This window comes from Massilia aquatica (assembly GCF_011682045.1).
GTDB classification, from domain to species: domain Bacteria; phylum Pseudomonadota; class Gammaproteobacteria; order Burkholderiales; family Burkholderiaceae_D; genus Telluria_A; species Telluria_A aquatica.
Genome location: NZ_VVIW01000006.1, coordinates 298,274 through 317,032 on the forward strand (window position 1 = coordinate 298,274; position 18,759 = coordinate 317,032).

18 protein-coding genes are annotated in these 18,759 nt (G+C 64.6%); 6 read left to right on the plus strand and 12 right to left on the minus strand.

The genetic code is table 11. The features are described from left to right. Nucleotides 1–3: 3 nt before the first annotated feature. Complete coding sequence (rpsP, locus tag F1609_RS13775) at nt 4–261, minus strand: 30S ribosomal protein S16 (protein ID WP_099874747.1); 258 nt, start codon at nt 259–261, stop codon at nt 4–6. Nucleotides 262–505: 244 nt separating this feature from the next. Between rpsP and F1609_RS13780 the strand changes: the two genes are divergently transcribed. Then, on the plus strand, nt 506–922 hold the full coding sequence (locus F1609_RS13780) for an NINE protein (protein ID WP_167076981.1): 417 nt from the start codon (nt 506–508) through the stop codon (nt 920–922). A 70-nt stretch (nt 923–992) separates the two neighbouring features. Here the strand turns inward: F1609_RS13780 and F1609_RS13785 are convergent, their stop codons facing one another. Further along, complete coding sequence (locus F1609_RS13785; protein ID WP_167076982.1) at nt 993–2,999, minus strand: hypothetical protein; 2,007 nt, start codon at nt 2,997–2,999, stop codon at nt 993–995. A 169-nt stretch (nt 3,000–3,168) separates the two neighbouring features. Between F1609_RS13785 and F1609_RS13790 the strand changes: the two genes are divergently transcribed. Further along, nucleotides 3,169–3,618 carry a glycine zipper 2TM domain-containing protein gene (locus F1609_RS13790; RefSeq protein WP_167076983.1) on the plus strand — a complete coding sequence of 150 codons (450 nt, stop codon included), beginning with the start codon at nt 3,169–3,171 and terminating at the stop codon, nt 3,616–3,618. A gap of 134 nt (nt 3,619–3,752) precedes the next feature. Here F1609_RS13790 and F1609_RS13795 read toward each other — a convergent pair whose 3' ends face one another. The 7 genes from F1609_RS13795 to F1609_RS13825 all read right to left on the minus strand — a co-directional run bounded on the left by F1609_RS13795 (nt 3,753) and on the right by F1609_RS13825 (nt 12,590). After that, nucleotides 3,753–5,543, minus strand: coding sequence for an acyl-CoA dehydrogenase (locus F1609_RS13795; RefSeq protein ID WP_167076984.1), 1,791 nt, complete (start codon nt 5,541–5,543; stop codon nt 3,753–3,755). Between the two features lie 100 nt (nt 5,544–5,643). After that, nucleotides 5,644–6,576, minus strand: coding sequence for an electron transfer flavoprotein subunit alpha/FixB family protein (locus F1609_RS13800; protein ID WP_167076985.1), 933 nt, complete (start codon nt 6,574–6,576; stop codon nt 5,644–5,646). A gap of 40 nt (nt 6,577–6,616) precedes the next feature. Further along, nucleotides 6,617–7,366, minus strand: a complete 750-nt coding sequence (locus F1609_RS13805; protein ID WP_167076986.1) for an electron transfer flavoprotein subunit beta/FixA family protein — start codon at nt 7,364–7,366, stop codon at nt 6,617–6,619. A 206-nt stretch (nt 7,367–7,572) separates the two neighbouring features. Then, the gene (locus F1609_RS13810; RefSeq protein WP_054268154.1) at nt 7,573–7,800 is read right to left on the minus strand and encodes a sulfurtransferase TusA family protein; all 228 of its coding nucleotides are present in this window, start codon (nt 7,798–7,800) and stop codon (nt 7,573–7,575) included. A gap of 295 nt (nt 7,801–8,095) precedes the next feature. After that, entirely contained in the window at nt 8,096–10,705 is a 2,610-nt protein-coding gene (gene alaS, locus F1609_RS13815) for an alanine--tRNA ligase (protein ID WP_167076987.1), read from the minus strand. Between the two features lie 94 nt (nt 10,706–10,799). After that, the gene (ugpQ, locus tag F1609_RS13820) at nt 10,800–11,552 is read right to left on the minus strand and encodes a glycerophosphodiester phosphodiesterase (RefSeq protein WP_167076988.1); all 753 of its coding nucleotides are present in this window, start codon (nt 11,550–11,552) and stop codon (nt 10,800–10,802) included. Between the two features lie 9 nt (nt 11,553–11,561). After that, nucleotides 11,562–12,590: a GlxA family transcriptional regulator gene (locus F1609_RS13825; RefSeq protein ID WP_167076989.1), complete on the minus strand. Its 1,029-nt coding sequence runs from the start codon at nt 12,588–12,590 to the stop codon at nt 11,562–11,564. Between the two features lie 88 nt (nt 12,591–12,678). Between F1609_RS13825 and F1609_RS13830 the strand changes: the two genes are divergently transcribed. Further along, nucleotides 12,679–13,341: a DJ-1/PfpI family protein gene (locus tag F1609_RS13830; protein WP_167076990.1), complete on the plus strand. Its 663-nt coding sequence runs from the start codon at nt 12,679–12,681 to the stop codon at nt 13,339–13,341. Nucleotides 13,342–13,360: 19 nt separating this feature from the next. Here F1609_RS13830 and F1609_RS13835 read toward each other — a convergent pair whose 3' ends face one another. Beyond that, nucleotides 13,361–13,720 (minus strand): DUF1294 domain-containing protein, encoded by a 360-nt coding sequence (locus F1609_RS13835; RefSeq protein ID WP_167076991.1) that lies wholly within the window; start codon nt 13,718–13,720, stop codon nt 13,361–13,363. A gap of 210 nt (nt 13,721–13,930) precedes the next feature. On the opposite strand from F1609_RS13835, the gene F1609_RS13840 reads away from it, so the two are divergent. Further along, complete coding sequence (locus F1609_RS13840; protein WP_167076992.1) at nt 13,931–14,452, plus strand: hypothetical protein; 522 nt, start codon at nt 13,931–13,933, stop codon at nt 14,450–14,452. A gap of 55 nt (nt 14,453–14,507) precedes the next feature. Next, nucleotides 14,508–14,909 carry a DUF3597 domain-containing protein gene (locus F1609_RS13845; RefSeq protein WP_167076993.1) on the plus strand — a complete coding sequence of 134 codons (402 nt, stop codon included), beginning with the start codon at nt 14,508–14,510 and terminating at the stop codon, nt 14,907–14,909. A gap of 114 nt (nt 14,910–15,023) precedes the next feature. Here F1609_RS13845 and F1609_RS13850 read toward each other — a convergent pair whose 3' ends face one another. Next, nucleotides 15,024–15,671, minus strand: a complete 648-nt coding sequence (locus tag F1609_RS13850; RefSeq protein WP_167077034.1) for a DUF642 domain-containing protein — start codon at nt 15,669–15,671, stop codon at nt 15,024–15,026. A gap of 223 nt (nt 15,672–15,894) precedes the next feature. On the opposite strand from F1609_RS13850, the gene F1609_RS13855 reads away from it, so the two are divergent. After that, nucleotides 15,895–18,195 carry a sugar nucleotide-binding protein gene (locus tag F1609_RS13855; RefSeq protein ID WP_167076994.1) on the plus strand — a complete coding sequence of 767 codons (2,301 nt, stop codon included), beginning with the start codon at nt 15,895–15,897 and terminating at the stop codon, nt 18,193–18,195. Between the two features lie 17 nt (nt 18,196–18,212). On the opposite strand, the gene F1609_RS13860 is transcribed toward F1609_RS13855, so the two are convergent. Continuing rightward, nucleotides 18,213–18,695 carry a T6SS effector amidase Tae4 family protein gene (locus F1609_RS13860; protein WP_167076995.1) on the minus strand — a complete coding sequence of 161 codons (483 nt, stop codon included), beginning with the start codon at nt 18,693–18,695 and terminating at the stop codon, nt 18,213–18,215. Nucleotides 18,696–18,759 lie beyond the last annotated feature (64 nt).

Below are 18,759 nucleotides of genomic sequence, written 5' to 3' on the forward strand. Positions count from 1 at the left end.
TGCTTAGGCTGCTGCTGGAGCTGCTGGCTGGCTGTTCACCAGACGTGCAACGGTTGGCGACAATTGTGCGCCAACGCCTTGCCAGTAAGCCAGACGGTCTGCGGTGATACGCAGGCCGACTTCGCCACCAGCTGCCATCGGGTTGTAAAAACCGATGCGCTCGATGAAGCGGCCGTCGCGGCGATTGCGCGAGTCCGTTGCAACGATGTTGAAGAACGGGCGCTTCTTGGCGCCTCCACGAGCTAAACGAATAACGACCATAATAATTCCAAAAAGTTGTGCTGGGCGGAAAAAGCCGACAATTATAGCGCGCAATGCCGCGCAGCAGCAAGCGTTAATGACAACAGGGCGCGCACTTCGGGGCGAATTGAAGATTATCGCCTATTTTGGGGCGAACCGCCAACTGCATCGTGGAGGATGTCGCCGGAAGCGGCTGGCATGCGGCCGTGCGTTCCTTGCGGAATTGACCGATACTGCCTGCTTTCCCGCTTCCCTGGCCCGCCTCATGTCCACATCGCACAAAAACAAAACCTTCGCCACCTTCCTGGCCGTGATCCTCGGCGCCCTCGGCGCGCACCGCTTTTACCTGCGCGGCAGCCTCGACAAACTGGGCCTGCTGCACATGGCCAGCCTGCCCGTGGCCGGCCTGGTGTATGGCCTGGCGCCCGATGCCAACTGGTTTTACCAGATCCTGCCGCTGGTGGTCTCGGGCCTCGCCGGCTTCATCGAAGCGCTGGTGATCGGCCTGATGCCCGACGAAAAATTCGACGCCGCCTTCAACCCCGCTTCAGGCCGCCAGTCGGCATCGACCTGGATACTGGCATTGTTGTTGGTTTGCACAATGCTGGTGGCGGCCTCGATGGGCATCGCCACCCTCGCCCGCCTGAACGACCTGCTGTACACCGGCGGCTCTTACGGCTGACGCACTGTCGCGACGCACTGTCGCGACGCACTGTCGTGACGCACTGTCGTGACGCACTGTCGTGACGCACCTACGGCGTCATCTTGCCGTGCCGTTCGCGCTGCTTGATGTCGCCTTTCAGGCGCGCGGCGCGTTCGTCAGCCGATTCGACGCGCAGCGCTGACTGCTTGGCCATGCTCGATGGATTGAGCACCAGGTTCGCTTCCCAGCTCGCGCCCGGCTTCATCATGACAGGCGCCGGCAGGCGATCCACGGCGCTGGCGTCGATCCACGGCGCAATGCGCTGCAACACCAGCTTGATGCGCGGCTTGATGGCCGCTTCGCCGATGCGTCCGCGCTGGCCCCAGCCGATCACCAGGTCGCTGCCCGTGGTCTGGTTGGCGTAGGCCACGTCGTAGCGCACGTTGTGACGGTAACTCATCATGAATTCCTCGAACAGCATCGCCAGGTCTTCGCGCGAGCTGTCGGTCTTGTAGATCGAATAAGCGTAGTCGTCCGAGGCACGGTCGGCGCCGAAGAAACTGCCGACCTCGGCCGCCGTGTAGGCCTTCTGCACGGGCGTGGCCGTCTGGCCCTGGTACAGCACCTGCCCCATGCCCAGCATCTCGGCCGACTGCAGCGGGTACTGCGACGCCAGCGCGTCGGACGGCAGCGTGCGGCCGCCGACGCGCTCGGCGATATTTTCCCAGATCGAACGCTGCGGATTGATGGCCCGGTTGACCGACGGCAGGAAGTCGTTGGCATGCGCCAGCTCGTGGTACAGCAGGCGGCCCAGGTCGAACATCAGGTCGTCGGTGGTGCGCGTCATGCGCGTGGTCGATGGATAGCTGCGCCGCGCGTATTCGTTGTTTTTCACCGAACGGCCCAGCGGAATGAAGTTCAGTTCATCGTCGAAGGCGGAGCGGTAATCGGGCACCTCGGTGACCACGTCGCGCTGCTCGGCGGTCAGCCACAGGTTGTTGGCGTCGAGGTAGATCGCGCCGGTGCCGGCGCTGTAGAAACTCGGCCGCACGTGCGAGCCGATGACGATGGCCGACGTGCTCGCCAGCAGGCGGCGGAAGTCGCTGTCGGGGTCCTGGGTCAGCAGGAACTGCTCGAAATTCGCCCCCAGGAAGTCGTGCGACACCAGCACCCGGCCCATGATCTGGGCCACGCTCGGCACCACGCCCACACCCGCTTCGGTTTGCAGCGGCGGCAACTCCTGCGCGCGGCACAGCGTGTTGTTGGCCGAGGTGGCGTAGTACACCTTGACGTCGTAGGTACACCTGGCCAGCACGCCCGCGTAGGCGCCGGCCTGGCGGTAGGCATGCACGCGCGCGGTGGGAGCATCGAACAGGCTGTCGGCATTGCCCGCCACCTGCTGGTCGAGGCTGATCAACACCTCGTCGCTATCCTTCACGCCGCCGCTGGTGGTCATGGTGGCGCGGAAACGCAGCGCCACGTCGGTGCCGGACGCCGGCGCCTTGAACATCAGCAGCTGGCGGTTGTCGGTGTCCATGGTCACGGCCGGGCCGCCGACCTGGGTCCAGACGATGCTGGCGACGCTGTCGCCTTCGGCCAGGGTCGGCCAGGCGCGCACCGAGGTTTGCACGCCGGGACGCACGGAATGATCGGCGCGCAGGTTGATGAAGCTGCCCGCCGGCGCGTCGCTGACGGTGACCTCGGTCGTGAGCGCCAGGCGCGCGCCATCGGCCAGGGTGACATCGGCGCGCAGGACGATCACGCCCTTCTCGCGCGTTTCGAACGACACGGTGGGCGCGCGCGCCGCCTGCAGCGTGACCGCCGGACCGCTCACCTGGCTCCAGCTCACATCGGCCAGCGGCCCGCCGCACGATAGCACGCTGGCGCCGCCGGCCTTGCCGGCGGCGACGGTTTTGTCGGCCACGATATAGGCCTTGCAGCCATCGGGCTTGCCATCGCCCGGCGTGGGCATGGGGGTGGGGGTGGGCGTGGGCGTCGGGGTGTCGACCTTGCCCGGGACATTGCTTGGATTGCCGCCGCCTCCACCGCAGGCGGCAAACAGGGTGGCGATGGCCAGGGCTGCGGGCAGGCGCACTGCGTATTGATGAATGTTCAAGATGAGTCCTGTTGGATGAGGCATGAGAGGGGTGTGACTACCATGCGTCGATTATAAACAGATGGGCGAGGACGAAGCACATCCTTGCCGCGAATAATTGCCGCTTCCCGCGTGCTCTACAATGCGGCATGCAGCGCGTTGGCTGGCACGATAAATTGATCAGGAGAAGATGATGATGAAATGGAATGTGGCACTGGCGCTGGTATTGGCGCTCGGCAGCGTGATGGGGACGGCGCAGGCGTCGTCCGGACAGGGGCGCGGCGATCGTCATGATGCGCGCCCGGTATGCCGCGACTGCGGCAAGGTGACGGCGGTACGCAGCGCGCGCCAGAATGGCAAGTCCAATGCGCTGGGCGTGGTGGGTGGCGGTGCAGTGGGCGGGCTGCTGGGCAACCAGGTCGGCAGCGGTTCGGGACGCACGGTTGCCACCGTGGCCGGGGCGATCGGTGGTGCGTATGCGGGCAAGAAGATCCAGGAACGCGCCAATGCGCGCACGGTGTGGACGGTGGATGTCCAGTACGACAACGGCAAGCGCCGCTCGTTCAAGTTCAATGACCAGCCGGGGCTGCAGCGCGGGGACCGCGTGCGTAATGCGGGGAATTCAATTCGGCGGTCGTAGGAGCCAAACCCCTACCCGTCGTCCCCGCGAAGGCGGGGATCCATGGCACCTATGCTCATCGGTGCTATGGATCCCCGCCTTCGCGGGGACGACGGAACAAACAGTAGCGAACGCGTAAAACGCTGACGATTTGCCTAGAACTGATCTTCCGTCAGCGCCAGCACCCCTGCACTACCTTCCACAATCGCCGTACGCAAGCCTGCCGCCTGCGTCAGGATGTGGTCGGCAAAGAAGCGCGCCGTGGCGATCTTGGCCTTGTAGAAGCTGGCATCGGCGGCGCCGCCGTCGATCTTGGCCTGCGCCACCAGCGCCGCGCGCGCCATCACCCAGCCACCGAGCACGATGCCGGCCAGTTTCAGGTACAGCACGCTGCCCGAGAACACGCCCTTGATGTCCGTCTTCATGTTCCCGGCCACGTACTCCACCACCGCTTCCAGCGCCACGCTGCCGTCAACCAGTGCGCGATGGATCGCCTTGAAGTCCGCGCCCTCTTGCGCCGCCAGCAGCGCTTCGGTGTCGCGCACCTGGCCGATGATCGATTTGGCCACGGCACCGCCATCGCGCACCGTCTTGCGGCCCACCAGGTCGTTGGCCTGGATCGCGGTCGTGCCTTCGTAGATGGTGAGGATCTTGGCGTCGCGGTAGTGCTGCGCCGCGCCGGTTTCTTCGATGAAGCCCATGCCGCCGTGCACCTGCACGCCGTCGCGCGTGACGTCCTGCGACATCTCGGTCGACCAGCCTTTGATGATCGGCACCAGGTACTCGTACACCGCCAGGTTGGACGCGCGCACGGCCGCGTCTTCGTGGTGGTGGGCGACATCGCTGATGCCCGCGCCCACATACGCCAGCGCGCGCGCCGCCTCGACCTGCGAGCGCATCGACATGAGCATGCGGCGCACGTCAGGGTGGTGGATGATCGATACCGGACCGGCCGAACCGGCCAGGTCGCGCGACTGCACGCGGTCCTTGGCAAAGGCCACGGCCTGCTGGTACGAGCGCTCGGCCAGGCCGATGCCCTGCAAGCCCACGCCGAAGCGCGCCGCGTTCATCATGATGAACATGTATTCGAGGCCGCGGTTCTCTTCGCCCACCAGCGTGCCGATCGCGCCGCCATGGTCGCCGAACTGCAGCACGGCCGTCGGGCTGGCCTTGATGCCGAGCTTGTGCTCGATCGAGACGCAGTGCGCGTCGTTGCGCGCGCCCAGCGAGCCGTCGGCGTTGACCAGGAACTTCGGCACGATGAACAGCGAAATGCCCTTCACCCCCGCAGGCGCATCCGGGGTGCGCGCCAGCACCAGGTGGACGATGTTTTCGGTCAGGTCATGCTCACCGTAGGTGATGAAGATCTTGGTGCCGAACACCTTGTAGGTGCCGTCGCCCTGCGGCTCGGCGCGGGTGCGCACGGCGGCCAGGTCCGACCCGGCCTGCGGCTCGGTCAGGTTCATGGTGCCGGTCCATTTGCCCGATACCAGCGGTTCCAGGTAGGTTGCCTTCTGCTCGTCGGAGCCAGCGGTCAGCAGCGCTTCGATCGCGCCGTCCGACAGCAAGGCCACCAGCGCGAACGAGATGCTCGACGCGTTGAGCATCTCGATGCACGGCGTGGCCACCAGCTTGGGCAAGCCCTGGCCGCCAAAGTCGACCGGATGCTGCACACCCTGCCAGCCGGCTTCCGCAAAGCCCTTGAAGGCCTCTTTGAAGCCCTTGGAGGTGCTTACCTGGCCGTCGTGCCAGAAGCTCGGGTCCTTGTCGCTGGCGTAGTTCAATGGCGCGACCACGTTGGCGCAGAATTTCGCGTTTTCTTCGAGGACTGCTTCGACCGTGTCGGCGGTGGCGTCTTCGCAACCGGGCAGCGTGTTGACGGTGGACAGTCCGGCCAGTTCGTTCATCACGAACAGCATGTCTTTCAGCGGGGCTTTGTAAGTCACCTTGATCTCCTAAAATTGCGCTTCCAATGGACGTGTAGGGTGGGCACAGGGTTCCCGTGCCCACCCTACAGGTGTTTACTGCGGTATTACTTCGAGCGGATTAGCCGAGTTGCTTGACCAGGTCAGGCACCACCTCGAACAGATCGCCCACGATGCCGTAGTCGGCCACCGAGAAGATCGGCGCTTCCGGATCTTTATTGATCGCGACGATGGTCTTCGAATCCTTCATGCCGGCCAGATGCTGGATGGCGCCGGAGATGCCGACCGCGATGTACAGCGACGGTGCGACGATCTTGCCGGTCTGGCCAACCTGCCAGTCGTTCGGCACGAAGCCGGCGTCGACCGCTGCGCGCGAGGCGCCCATGGCGGCGTTAAGCTTGTCGGCCAGTGGTTCGAGGATTTTGAAGTTGTCGCCCGAGCCCATGCCGCGGCCACCGGAGACGATGATTTTCGCAGCGGTCAGTTCAGGACGATCGGACTTGGCCAGTTCGCGGCCTACAAAGGTCGACTTGCCCGAATCGGCAACCGCGCCAATGGCTTCGGTGGCGGCCGTGCCGCCTTCGGCCGCAGCCGAATCGAAACCGGTGGTGCGCACGGTGATGACCTTGATTTTGTCCGACGACTGCACGGTGGCAATCGCATTACCGGCGTAGATGGGACGCTCGAAGGTGTCCGGCGAATCGACCTTGGTGATCTCGGAGATCTGCGCCACATCCAGCTTGGCGGCCACGCGCGGCAGAATGTTTTTGCCGTACGCGGTCGCCGGAGCGAGGATGTGCGAGTACGATTGCGCCAGCCCCAGTACCTGTTCGGCCACGTTTTCGGCCAGGCCGTCGGCGTGGTGCGGAGCGTCGGCGACCAGTACCTTGGTCACGCCGGCGATGGCGGCTGCCTGCGCCGCTGCGCCGCCGCAGTTCGAGCCAGCAACGAGGATGTGCACTTCGCCGCCGCATTGAACGGCAGCGGTGACGGTGTGGTGGGTGCTTCCCTTGAGGGAGGCGTTGTCGTGTTCAGCAATGACTAATGCGACCATGATGTTTCCTGTATTTTTAGGTGAGACGGCCAGGCCGCGATCAGATAACTTTGGCTTCGGTGCGCAGCTTGGCGACCAGGGTCGCCGCATCCGGCACCTTGATGCCGGCCGAACGCTTGGCTGGCTCGACGACTTTCAGGGTCTTCAGGCGCGGGGCGATATCGACGCCCAGCTCTTCCGGCTTGACCACGTCGAGCGGCTTTTTCTTGGCCTTCATGATGTTCGGCAGCGTGACGTAGCGCGGCTCGTTCAGGCGCAGGTCGGTCGTGACGATCGCCGGCAGGGTCAGCGACAGGGTTTCCAGGCCGCCGTCGACTTCGCGCGTGACGGTCACTTTGCCGTCTTCCAGCACGACTTTCGAGGCGAACGTCGCTTGCGGCCAGCCCAAGAGGGCGGCCAGCATCTGGCCGGTCTGGTTCGAGTCGTCATCGATGGCTTGCTTGCCCAGGATGATCAGCTGCGGCTGCTCCTTGTCGGCCAGCGCCTTGAGCAGCTTGGCCACGGCCAGCGGCTCGAGCTCGGCGGTGGTTTCGACCAGGATGCCGCGGTCGGCGCCAATGGCCATGCCGGTGCGCAGGGTTTCCTGGCACTGGGTCACGCCGCACGACACTGCCACCACTTCGGTGACCTTGCCGGCTTCTTTCAGGCGCATCGCTTCTTCCAGCGCGATCTCGTCGAAAGGATTCATCGACATTTTGACATTGGCGATATCGACGCCGCTGCCGTCGGATTTCACGCGCACTTTGACGTTGTAGTCGACCACGCGTTTGACGGGAACCAGGACTTTCATAGGGGTGCCTTTGGAAGAATAAATAGGGTGACTTGACTAAAGTGGCCTAGATTATAAGAGAAAAACCGTTTTCCCGCTAAATTAAAGCACGATCGTGCGATTTTTAGCTAGAGGAAAACACCTAATCATCGGGCTTTGTCATGAAATCGGGAAATTGTTCGAGGAAAACCGAGGGGCGTGCTGATGCGTCGCCCCATCCGGGAAGGTTATTTGCGGCGCATCAAAAAGATGAATTCGCGGCCGTTCTGGGTGTGGGAAACGAGTGCATTGCCGGTCTGCTTGGCAAAGGCCTGGAAGTCGCGCACGGAGCCGGTATCGGTGGCGACAATGCGCAGCACTTCCCCGGTTTCCATTTCCGCGAGTGCCTTCTTGGCCTTCAGGATCGGCAGTGGGCAATTGAGTCCCCGTGCGTCGAGTTCCTTCTGGTATTCCATGATCTCGCTGTCGAAAGTTGTATCGCTCATCGCTTGCTCTTAGGGTGGATTAGACTACTCACCCAACAAATATACTCCAAATCCGCAAATTTGACGCACCGCACCAATATTAAAACTGCTTGTTGCATGGTCACAACGACAATAACAGTGCTGCAATGATAATTGTAAGCTGCGTGTAAGAAAAGTCTGAAGTGAACTTGCCAGCCGGTACGCGCCGTACTGTGACGTATGGTTAGCCGTCGCTCATCCTCCGTCTCCCCCGCGAAGGCGGGGGCGACGGAGGGGCGGCTAACGCTTACGCGCGTTCGGCCACCCAGGCGGTCACCCCCGCCAGCGCCGCATCCAGGCCGCTCGGATCGGTGCCGCCGGCACGCGCCATGTCCGGCTTGCCGCCGCCCTTGCCGCCCACCTGCTGCGCGACGAAGTTGACCAGCTCACCGGCCTTGACCTTGCCAATCGCATCCGCGGTCACGCCGGCCACCAGCGCCACTTTGCCGTCAGTCACGCTGGCCAGCAAGATGGCGGCCGTCTTGAGCTTGTCCTTCATCTTGTCCACGGCCTCGCCCAGGCGCGCCGCATCGGCGCCGTCCAGCACCGCTGCGACGACCTTGATGCCGTTCACATCGACCGCCGTGGTCACCAGTTCATCGACCTGCTTCGCCGCCAGTTTCGACTTCAGCGCGGCCAGTTCTTTTTCCAGCGACTTGACCTGATCCTGCACCTGGCCGATGCGGCTGGTCAGTTCATCGGGCGTGGTTTTCAGCGCGTTGGCGGCTTCCTGCACGCGGCGGTTGAGCGACTGCACCAGCGCCAGCGCGCCTTCGCCGGTCACCGCTTCGACGCGGCGGATACCGGCGGCGACGCCGCCTTCACCGATGATCTTGAAAAGACCGATGTCGCCGGTGCGGCCCACGTGGACGCCACCGCACAGCTCTTTGGACGAGCCGATATCGAGCACGCGCACTTCGTCGCCGTACTTCTCGCCGAACAGCGCCATGGCGCCATGCTTGACGGCGTCGTCAAAACTCATGTTATGCGCGGCCGTTGCGTGGTTTTCCAGGATCTCGCGGTTGACGATCACTTCGACCTGGGCGATCTGGTCCGCCGTCAGCGGTGCATTGTGCGAGAAGTCGAAACGGGTGCGGTCCGGATCGACCACCGAGCCTTTTTGCGCCACATGCTCGCCCAGCACTTCGCGCAGCGCCTTGTGCATCAGGTGCGTTGCCGAGTGATTGCGGATGGTGCGCGCGCGCTTGGCTTCGTCGACACTGGCGTCGACCGCATCGCCCACTTTCAGCACGCCGGTCTTCAGCACGCCGTGGTGGCCGAACACGTCGGCCTGCACTTTCAGGGTGTCGTCCACCGAGAAGGTGGCGCTGCTTGAGGTGAGCACGCCCTGGTCGCCCACCTGGCCGCCCGATTCGGCGTAGAACGGGGTGGTGTCGAGCACCACGATGCCGCTCTGGCCGGCCGCCAGTTCCTGCACTGCGCTGCCGTCGGCGTACAGGGCCACCACGCGGCTGGCGTGCACCAGGCTGTCGTAGCCGACGAACTTATTCTTCTCGCCCGCGTACTCGACGTTTTTCTGCTTGGCGCCACCAGCGCCCGCGCCGGCCAGTTCCTTCTGACGCGCCATGGCGACGTGAAAGCCGGCTTCGTCGAATTCGATGTTGCGCTCGCGGCAGATGTCGGCGGTCAGGTCGAGCGGGAAGCCGTAGGTGTCGTACAGCAGGAAAGCGGTGGCGCCATCGAGCTTGCCGGCGTTCTTGGCCAACTGCGCTTCCAGCACTTTCATGCCATTTTCGAGCGTCCTGCCGAAATTGACTTCTTCACCTTCGATCATGTCGGCGACGCGCTTCTTGACGGCGGCCAGTTCCGGATAGGCCGCGCCCATCTCGATGTTCAGGTCTTCCACCAGCTTGAAGAAGAACGGCTTGGTCTGGCCCAGCTTGTGGCCATGGCGCAGCGCGCGGCGGATGATGCGGCGCAGGACGTAGGCACGCCCTTCGCTGCCGGGAATCACGCCATCGACAATCATGAAGGCCGATGCGCGGATATGGTCCGCGATCACGCGCAGCGATTTGTTTTCAAGGTCGGTGGCGCCGGTTTCGCGCGCGGCGGCGCGGATCAATGCCTGGAACAGGTCGATCTCGTAGTTCGAGTGCACGTGCTGCAGCACGGCGGCCAGGCGCTCCATGCCCATGCCGGTATCGACGCAGGGCTTCGGCAGCTTGTGCATCACGCCCGCGTCGTCGCGGTTGAACTGCATGAACACCAGGTTCCAGATTTCGATGAAGCGGTCGCCGTCTTCGTCGGGCGAGCCTGGCGGGCCGCCGGGAATATCGGCGCCGTGGTCGTAGAAGATCTCGGTGCACGGACCGCACGGGCCGGTGTCGGCCATCTGCCAGAAGTTATCCGACGCGTAGCGCGCGCCCTTGTTGTCGCCGATGCGGATGATGCGCTCTTTCGGCACGCCCACTTCGTTGGCCCAGATGTCGTAGGCTTCGTCGTCTTCCATGTAGACGGTGACGGTCAGCTTCTCGGACGGCAGGCCATAGACCTTGGTCAGCAGCTCCCACGCGTAGTTGATGGCGTCGCGCTTGAAGTAGTCGCCGAAGCTGAAGTTGCCCAGCATTTCGAAGAAGGTGTGGTGACGCGCGGTGTAGCCGACGTTTTCCAGGTCATTGTGCTTGCCGCCGGCGCGCACGCAGCGCTGCACCGAGGTGGCGCGGGTGTACGGACGGCTGTCGGTGCCGGTGAACACATCCTTGAACTGCACCATGCCGCTGTTGGTGAGCATCAGGGTCGGATCGTTGCCCGGTACGAGTGAGCTCGAACGGACAATCGTGTGGCCTTTGGATTCGAAGAACTTCAGGAATTTGTCGCGGATTTCGGATGATTTCATGTCGTATGGGCGCAAGAAGGCAGCATGCTATAAAAAAACGATTATAGCGTATGGAACTGGAGTCAACAGCGGGTGGGGCCGCACCGGCCCCGCGTTACGCGAAATCGGCCCCGATCAGGTCGATGCGGTCGGTGCAGAAGGCATCCACGCCCCACCTCAGGATCTCGCGCGCGCGCACGGGTTCGTTGACGGTATAGCAAAACAGCCCGTAGCCGGCGGCCTTGACCTGCTGCGCCAGCGCTTCGGTCAAGTGCTTGTGGCTGGTGTGGATCGCCACTGCAGCCACAGCACGGGCCTGCGCTTGCCAGCCGTCGTCCAGGCGGTCGAGCAGCAAGGCGCGCGGCAGGTCGGGCGCGGCCTGCATGGCGGCGCCCAGCGCGACCGGGCTGAAGGAGGAGAGCAAGGGGATGCGGCGCGGGTCGTCGCTGGCGATTTCCAGCCCGAACAGGGCGCGCGTGAGCTTGGCCACTACCCTGCCCGTTTCCTCTTCAAAACCGGGGGCTGGCTTGATCTCGATGTTCATCCAGATGCCGTGGTCCTTGCAGAACTGGACGAACTGGGTGAACAGCGGCACCGTTTCGCCCTTGAATTGGGCACTGAACCAGTTGCCGGCGTCCATGGTGACCAGTTCGGCGGCGTCGTAATCGAACACATTGCCGGAACCGGCGATGGTGCGGCCCAGATAGGGATCGTGCATGACGACCGGCACGCCGTCGCGCGCCAGCATGACATCGAACTCGACCGCGCGGAAGCCGTGGTTGAGGCCGCAGCGCAGGCCGGCGATGGTGTTTTCGGGCGCCAGCTTGCCGCCGCCGCGATGGGCCAGGAATTTAGGGTAGTTCCACATAAGCGCACCTTAACATAGTGCATCTGGCCGCGCCACATCGGCGGTTTGCCCCCTGCCATCGGCGCGGAAACGGCGCCGGTACTCGGCTGGCGACTGCCCGATGTTGCGCTTGAACAGCGCCCCGAAGGTGGCGGCATCCGCGTAGCCGACCCGTTCGGTCACCTGCGCCACGCTCAGCGAGGTCGACTCCAGCAGCAGCTTGGCCTTGCCGACGCGGGCCTGCTGCAAATACGCCAGCGGGGTCTGCCCGGTCTCGTCCTTCACCCGGCGCAGCAAGGTCCGGTCGCTGACGTGAAACGCCGCCGCCATCCGCTTGAGGTCGTACGGAGCGGCCAAGCGCTGATCGAGCCAGGCGCGCACGCTGGCGGCGAAGGTGCCGTCGGGGCGCGCCAGCATGCGCGTATCGACAAAGGGTGCCTGGCTGGTGCGCGCCCCGTCCAGCAAACCCATGCGCGCCACGGCGCGCTGCACCTTCGCGCTGGCGTTCTGCCTGACCAGGTGCATCGCCAGGTCGAAGGTGGCGCTGAACGCGCCGGTGGTGCAAACTCCGCCATCCTCGACCAGCATGGCCGCCGGATCGACCATGGCCGCAGGAAAGCGCCGCGCCAGGTCGGGTGCGAACAGCCACGCCGTGGTGGCGCGGCGCCCGTCCAGCAAGCCGGCATCGCCCAGCAGGAATGCGCCCACGCACACGGCGGCCACCGGCGTGCCGCGCGCGAACGCTGTGGCGAGATAGGCAATTTCGGGGGCGAGCGCAGCGATTGGCGCAAGGCAGCCATGGCGGTCGGCCAGAGCCATGCCCGGCACCACCAGCAAATCCGGGCTGGCGACCGGTGTGCGCGTGCCGACCAGAATGCCGCCAGCCGCGCCGACCATTCCACCGCCGAGGCTGGTGACGATCACCTCGAACGGGGGCGGCGCCGCAGCGTCCAGCGCGGCGCTGACCCGGTTTGCCAGCAACAAGGTATCGCACAGGCCAAACACTTCCATGCCCATGCAGCCGTGGTAGGCCAGGATCGCGATGCGCTTTGTTTTCATGTGGCGAGTATGCCATGGAAATGGGCGATATCGCCTCTTTGCGCCGCTGACCGGTACGCCGACAATGGGCACTCTTCAGGAGAAAACCATGCGATTATCGATTTTATTGTTCGATGGCTTTACCGCGCTGGACGTGGTGGGCGGCTATGAAGTGCTGGTGAACATTCCCGGCATGGAAGTCGAATTCGTGTCGGACCAGGTCGGACTGGTCGCCAGCGACAGCGGGCGCCTCGGCATGGCCGCCTACCGCCGCTTCGACCAGCTGGACGCGACCGATATCCTGTACGTGCCGGGCGGCCCGGGCGTTGCCGCCGCGCTCGGCAACGCAGCGCTGATGGACTGCGTGCGGCGCCTGCACGCGAGCAGCGCCTGGACCGTCAGCATCTGCAACGGGGCCGAAATCCTGGGCGCCGCCGGACTACTCAAGGGCAAGAAGGTGACGACCAACTGGTTCGCGCGCGAGCAGCTTGCCGCCTGTGGCGCGCTGGTCGGCACCGAACGCTACCAGCGCGATGGCAAGCTGATCACCGGCGCCGGGGTCTCGGCCAGTATCGATGCCGGACTGTTCCTCGCGGCCTTGCTGGGCGGCGAACAACTGGCCCGCACGATTCAACTCGGCATCGAATATTATCCCGCCCCGCCATTCGGCAATGGCACGCCGGACGACCAGCCGCAAGCGGCCAAAGACGTGATTCGCCACGTCGAGCAGTGCGCCGCCGCGCGGCTGGCGGCGCGTGTCATCCCGTTCTGAAGGCACGCGCCGCTATGGCCTATGCCGCTGACAGCGTGCGCATGAACGACAGCGGCGAAACAAGATAGGCAAAGGCCGCCATATTGCACACCACCGTCATCCAGAACGCCACTTGAAACGCCCGCTTGGACGACTTGTGCCGCAGCCACTGCTGAGCCAGCACCGCGCCCGGCCAGCCGCACAGCAGCCCGAGCAGGAGCAAGCTGCGTTCGGGGGTACGGCGCTGTCCGGCGCGCGCCGCCGCCTTGTCGCGCGCGTAGGCGGCAAAGCAGACGATGCTGGCCAGCGCATACGGCGCAGCCGCCCACAGCGGAACATGCCAGGCCAGCACGGCGCCCGCAAAGACGGCGCCAAACAACAGGATCGACAGAACAGGCATTGGCTTGAGCTCGGGAAAACCGCCAGCTTAGAGCGCGCCGGCTTGCCACGCAACCATTTCCAATAAAGGGGGGGAAACTTGCTTGATTAGCAGCTTAAAGCACCCCACGGTGCGCTGCCGTACAGATGTCGCCTGGGCACCGGCCTAAGCTCCCGCATCGGCTTCGCGCTTGCCAACAGCGCAAGTCTTCTTAATTCACGTGGAGGTACTATGTCTTTCGATCTAGGCAATCTGTTACAGCAATACCTGGGCGGCGCCGCCGGCAACAATGGCGGGCGTGCCGTGGACGACGACTTCGACCAGGTCGCGCAGAACGCGCCGCGTAGCACGGTGGCCCAGGGTGTCACGGAAGCATTGCGTTCCGACCAGACCCCGCCCTTCCCGCAAATGGTCGGCCAGCTGTTCGGCCACAGCGATGCGAACCAGCGCGCCGGCATGCTCAACCAGCTGATTGGCAACGTCGGCCCTGGCTTGCTGAGCTCGATCGCGGGCGGCGCCCTCGGCAACCTGTTCCGTGGCGGCCAGACCCCAGCGGCGATTACGCCGGAACAAGCAGCCCAGCTCACGCCCGAGCAAGTCCAGCAGATCGCGCAAGACGCTGAACGCAACAATCCAAGCATCGTCGACCGCATGGGCGACTTTTACGCCGAGCATCCGACCCTGGTCAAGACCATCGGCGGCGCGGCGCTGGCAATCGTGCTCGGCCGCGTAGCCGAAGGCATGAAACGCTGATCCATTAGTATTCCGCTACAATTAACTTATTCACCAACAACAAAAGAGGTATTACATGGGCATTCTCAGCAATATTTTCCACAAAATCTTCCCTTCCTCCCACCCAGCCGTGCAGCCAACAGCGACTCAGGCGGCACCAGCGCCTGCGGCCGGCGCAGCACCAGCGGCCGCGCCTGCGGCAGCACCAGCACCAGCATCGCTGGACCAGGTTGATGTCGAAGCGATCCTGAACGGCATGCCGCAAAGCCAGGCGCTCAACTGGCGCACCTCGATCGTCGACCTGCTCAAGCTGCTGAACCTCGACAGCAGCCTGCAATCGCGCAAGGAACTGGCCGCCGAACTGCACTACACGGGCGACACCAGCGATTCGGCTTCCATGAATATCTGGCTGCACCGCCAGGTCATGAACAAGCTGGCAGCCAATGGCGGCAAAGTGCCGGCCGACCTGAAAGACTAAGACACAAGCTAGGCACGGCGCGCGGGACTGCGCTCCCGCCTTGCCCAGAACGAAAATAACGCCGCCGGGCGATCAACCCGGCGGCGTTTTTTATTGGCGTTTCGCCGCTGAAACTCAGGCTTTTTTGTTGCGGCGGGTGGTGAAGCCGACAACAGCCAGGCCCAGCAGGAACAGGGCATAGGTTTCCGGCTCAGGTACGGCGCTCACTTCCACCGAGACGGCGTCGAGGTAGGAACCGTAGGTTGGCGCCGAGCCCGGGCCCACCGATTCAAAACGCAGCTTGGTCAGCGCGCTGGTGGCGACCAGGTCGGTGATGCTGAAGAAGCTCCACTGGCCGTTGGTGCCGCCCATCAACAGCGAATCGTTGAGCTTGGTGTCGCCCCAGTACACATTCATCGCACTGTTGGCGCCGCCGGCGGTGTCCGGACGGCCCGAAAACGCGAACGAGACCGAATACAGGCCGGCTTCCGACGTGTTGATCATCTGCCACACCGAGCTCAGGCCGGTGCTGTTCAGTTCCAGGTACTGGCGGCCATTGGCTGCGTACGCATTGAAACCAGCCTCGCCGCCCTGCTTGGCGCCTTTCTGGATTTCGAAAACGCCGTTGCTCGAGGTCCAGCCATTGACGGCGTTGAATTGCTGCCACGAACCGGACGATTTGTTGACTTCGAAGCTGCCGTTGGTGACCAGTTCAGCGCGCGCGGCGCCGCTGACGAGCATGGCGGCGGCAAACAAGCCGCCCAGGAGTGCTGTGAATTTCATGAAGACCCTAACTGTTATCCTGAAGGAAATTATTGTTACGTAATTGATAGCGAATCATATCATTGATCCATATCATGTTTGTGCACAGTTAACAAAAATCCCCTTCCCAAAAGCAATTTCTCGTTGTTTTTTGCCACCACCACCGATCCCGCATCAACAAACTGAACTTTCCGCAGCGCCGGATATCTAAATTTCAAATTGCTTAAATGGTATGAGTGAGCCTATGCAAACAATTGACAGCGATGCAACACGCCAGCCGCTCGCCCTCTGGGGCGGGCTCGAATGCACGGTCAACCGTGTGGGAGACAACTACTTCAGCCAGATAGAAAGGAATGGACACCACGAGCGCGCCGACGATGTGGCCCGCTTCGCCTCATTGGGAATCGGCACGATCCGCTACCCGCTGCTATGGGAACGGGTGGCGCCCGACGGCCTGGCACGCGCCGACTGGCGCTGGCCAGACCAGCGCCTGCAAGCCCTGCGCGAGGCCGGCATCGGCCCCATCGCCGGGCTGGTGCACCACGGCAGCGGCCCGCGCACGACCTGCCTGACCGACCCCGGCTTTGCCACCGGGCTGGCCGGGTACGCCGGCGCGGTAGCCGCGCGCTACCCGTGGATCGACGCCTACACCCCCGTCAACGAACCGCTCACCACGGCGCGTTTTTCCGGCCTGTACGGCCTGTGGTACCCGCACGGCCGCGACGACCGCAGTTTCGTGCAGGCGCTGCTGATCCAGTGCCGCGCCACCGTGCTGTCAATGCGCGCGATCCGGCGCGTCAACCCGCATGCGCGCCTGGTCCAGACCGACGACCTCGGCAAGACCTACAGCACGCCCGCCATGGCCCGCTGCGCCAGCTTTTACAACGAGCGGCGCTGGCTGGCCTGGGACCTGTTGTGCGGCAAGGTCGACCGCGGGCATGCCCTGTGGGACTACCTGACCGGCCACGGCGCCGACCCGGCCGGGCTGCTCTGGTTGCGCGACAATCCCTGCCCGCCCGACATCATCGGCGCCAATTACTACGTCACCAGCGAACGCTGGCTGGACCACCGGGTCGAGCGCTATCCCGCCAATTTTCGCGGCGACGCCAACGGCGTGCCCTGCGCCGACATCGAAACCGCGCGCGCCCTGGCCACGCCCACGCCCGGCATCGGCCCGCTACTGCAAGAAGCCTGGGACCGCTACGGCATTGCACTGGCGGTGACCGAAGCGCACATCGACGCCAACCGCGAAGACCAGTTGCGCTGGCTGCTGGAAGTGTGGGAAGCCGGCCAGCAAGCGCGGCGCAACGGCATCGACCTGCGCGCCGTCACCGTCTGGGCGCTGCTCGGCTCGTTCGACTGGAACTGCCTGGTCACCGCCTGCCGCGGCTATTACGAACCGGGGCCGTTCGACGTGCGTTCGCCGCTGCCGCGTCCCACCGCGCTGGCGGCCATGATGCGCGAACTGGCCGCCGGGCGCGCACCCACCCACCCGGTGCTGCGCGGCCAGGGCTGGTGGCGCCGCGCCGGGCGCTGCCTGTGCCCGCCGGTGGCCACGCCCGAAGCGCCGACCTCGATCACGGCGGACGGCCACAGCCTGGTCGGCACGGCGTCCGCCCCGATCCTGATCGCCGGCGCCACCGGCACCCTGGGGCGCGCCTTCGCCCGCATCTGCGCGCGCCGCAACCTGGCCTACCGCCTGCTCAGCCGCCAGCAGATGGATATCGCCGACCCGGTGTCGGTCGAGCAAGCCATGCAGTGCCACCAGCCCTGGGCGGTCATCAACGCCAGCGGCTATGTGCGGGTGGACGAGGCCGAGAACGATGTGGAACGCTGCTTTCGCGACAACGTCGCCGGCCCGGCGGTGCTGGCCGCCGCCTGCGCCCGCCACGGCGTGCACCTGACCACCTTTTCGAGCGACCTGGTGTTCGACGGCCGCCGCGACAGTCCCTATATGGAAAGCGACCACGTCACCCCGATCAACATCTACGGCAAAAGCAAGGCCGCCGCCGAGCGCGCCGTCCTCGGGCGGCAACCGGGTGCGCTGGTGGTGCGCACCAGCTCCTTCTTCGGCCCCTGGGACAGCCACAACTTCGTGACCCAGGCGCTGGCCAGCCTGGAAAGCGGCGAGCCGTTCGCGGCCGCCAGCGACATCACGGTCACCCCGACCTATGTGCCGGATCTGGTCAACGCCTGCCTCGACCTGGCCATCGACAAGGAAAGCGGGGTCTGGCACCTGACCAATGGCGACCCGCTCACCTGGGCCGAACTGGCCGGCAAGGCGGCGCGCCAGGCCGGGGTCGACGCCAGCCGGCTCGAAGCCCAGCCGGGCGCCGCCTGCCGCTACCTGGCGCCGCGCCCGGCCTACAGCGCCCTGCACACCGAGCGCGGCATGCTGATGCCGGGCCTGGACGACGCGCTCCAGCGCTTTCTGCACGCGCGCGGCGGGCAGGCGCGCGGCGACACCATCGAACTGGCGCAGCCGATCCACTGCACCGATACGCGCCAGCAGGCCAATACGGGGAGGCGCCAGCAAGCGAGCTGAACAAAATTCCACGCCGCTTAATCGAGCGGCCAGAACCAGATTTCCTGGGCTTGCCAGTAGCATTCGGTGCCGCAGGCGGGGTTGCCGTCCGCGTTCGGGTCCGGATAGACGATATCAATGTGCCCTTCGTCCGGCCCCTCGCCGTCCTGGATGCGCCAGAACGACACGATCCCGCTGCGCTTGCCGATGGCCTGGCGCGCCAGGCCGGCGCGATACATCTCGGGCAGGCCGAGCAGGTTGCGGCGTTGCAACAGGATCGACAGGCGCGCATGACCGGGTTCGATCAGGCTGCCCTTGTACTCGCCTTTCAGGATGGACAGGCGTCCCGGCAGGCGCATGCCGGCGCGCACCAGCGCCAGGCTGACCCGGGTGGCGCAGGTGTTCTGGTAGGCCGTCACGCCGATCAGGGCATCCCAGCCGATTGCCTTGTACAGCGCGGCGCGGTCAAGCAAGGCGCGGCTCGGATAATTGGTGCGGACGGCGAAAAACGAAGGCTTCATACAGTAACTCCGATGAGGCGGCAGGTCCATCATCTTGCCTTGCAGATACATTCAAGCTTTTGCG

Excerpts from the sequence above, each read along its gene's own strand:
- rpsP (WP_099874747.1), bottom strand. The coding sequence starts at position 261 with ATGGTCGTTATTCGTTTAGCTCGTGGAGGCGCCAAGAAGCGCCCGTTC.
- F1609_RS13780 (WP_167076981.1), top strand. The coding sequence starts at position 506 with ATGTCCACATCGCACAAAAACAAAACCTTCGCCACCTTCCTGGCCGTG.
- F1609_RS13790 (WP_167076983.1), top strand. The coding sequence starts at position 3,169 with ATGATGATGAAATGGAATGTGGCACTGGCGCTGGTATTGGCGCTCGGC.
- F1609_RS13800 (WP_167076985.1), bottom strand. The coding sequence starts at position 6,576 with ATGGTCGCATTAGTCATTGCTGAACACGACAACGCCTCCCTCAAGGGA.
- F1609_RS13805 (WP_167076986.1), bottom strand. The coding sequence starts at position 7,366 with ATGAAAGTCCTGGTTCCCGTCAAACGCGTGGTCGACTACAACGTCAAA.
- F1609_RS13810 (WP_054268154.1), bottom strand. The coding sequence starts at position 7,800 with ATGGAATACCAGAAGGAACTCGACGCACGGGGACTCAATTGCCCACTG.
- alaS (WP_167076987.1), bottom strand. The coding sequence starts at position 10,705 with ATGAAATCATCCGAAATCCGCGACAAATTCCTGAAGTTCTTCGAATCC.
- ugpQ (WP_167076988.1), bottom strand. The coding sequence starts at position 11,552 with ATGTGGAACTACCCTAAATTCCTGGCCCATCGCGGCGGCGGCAAGCTG.
- F1609_RS13825 (WP_167076989.1), bottom strand. The coding sequence starts at position 12,590 with ATGAAAACAAAGCGCATCGCGATCCTGGCCTACCACGGCTGCATGGGC.
- F1609_RS13830 (WP_167076990.1), top strand. The coding sequence starts at position 12,679 with ATGCGATTATCGATTTTATTGTTCGATGGCTTTACCGCGCTGGACGTG.
- F1609_RS13835 (WP_167076991.1), bottom strand. The coding sequence starts at position 13,720 with ATGCCTGTTCTGTCGATCCTGTTGTTTGGCGCCGTCTTTGCGGGCGCC.
- F1609_RS13840 (WP_167076992.1), top strand. The coding sequence starts at position 13,931 with ATGTCTTTCGATCTAGGCAATCTGTTACAGCAATACCTGGGCGGCGCC.
- F1609_RS13845 (WP_167076993.1), top strand. The coding sequence starts at position 14,508 with ATGGGCATTCTCAGCAATATTTTCCACAAAATCTTCCCTTCCTCCCAC.
- F1609_RS13850 (WP_167077034.1), bottom strand. The coding sequence starts at position 15,671 with ATGAAATTCACAGCACTCCTGGGCGGCTTGTTTGCCGCCGCCATGCTC.
- F1609_RS13855 (WP_167076994.1), top strand. The coding sequence starts at position 15,895 with ATGCAAACAATTGACAGCGATGCAACACGCCAGCCGCTCGCCCTCTGG.
- F1609_RS13860 (WP_167076995.1), bottom strand. The coding sequence starts at position 18,695 with ATGAAGCCTTCGTTTTTCGCCGTCCGCACCAATTATCCGAGCCGCGCC.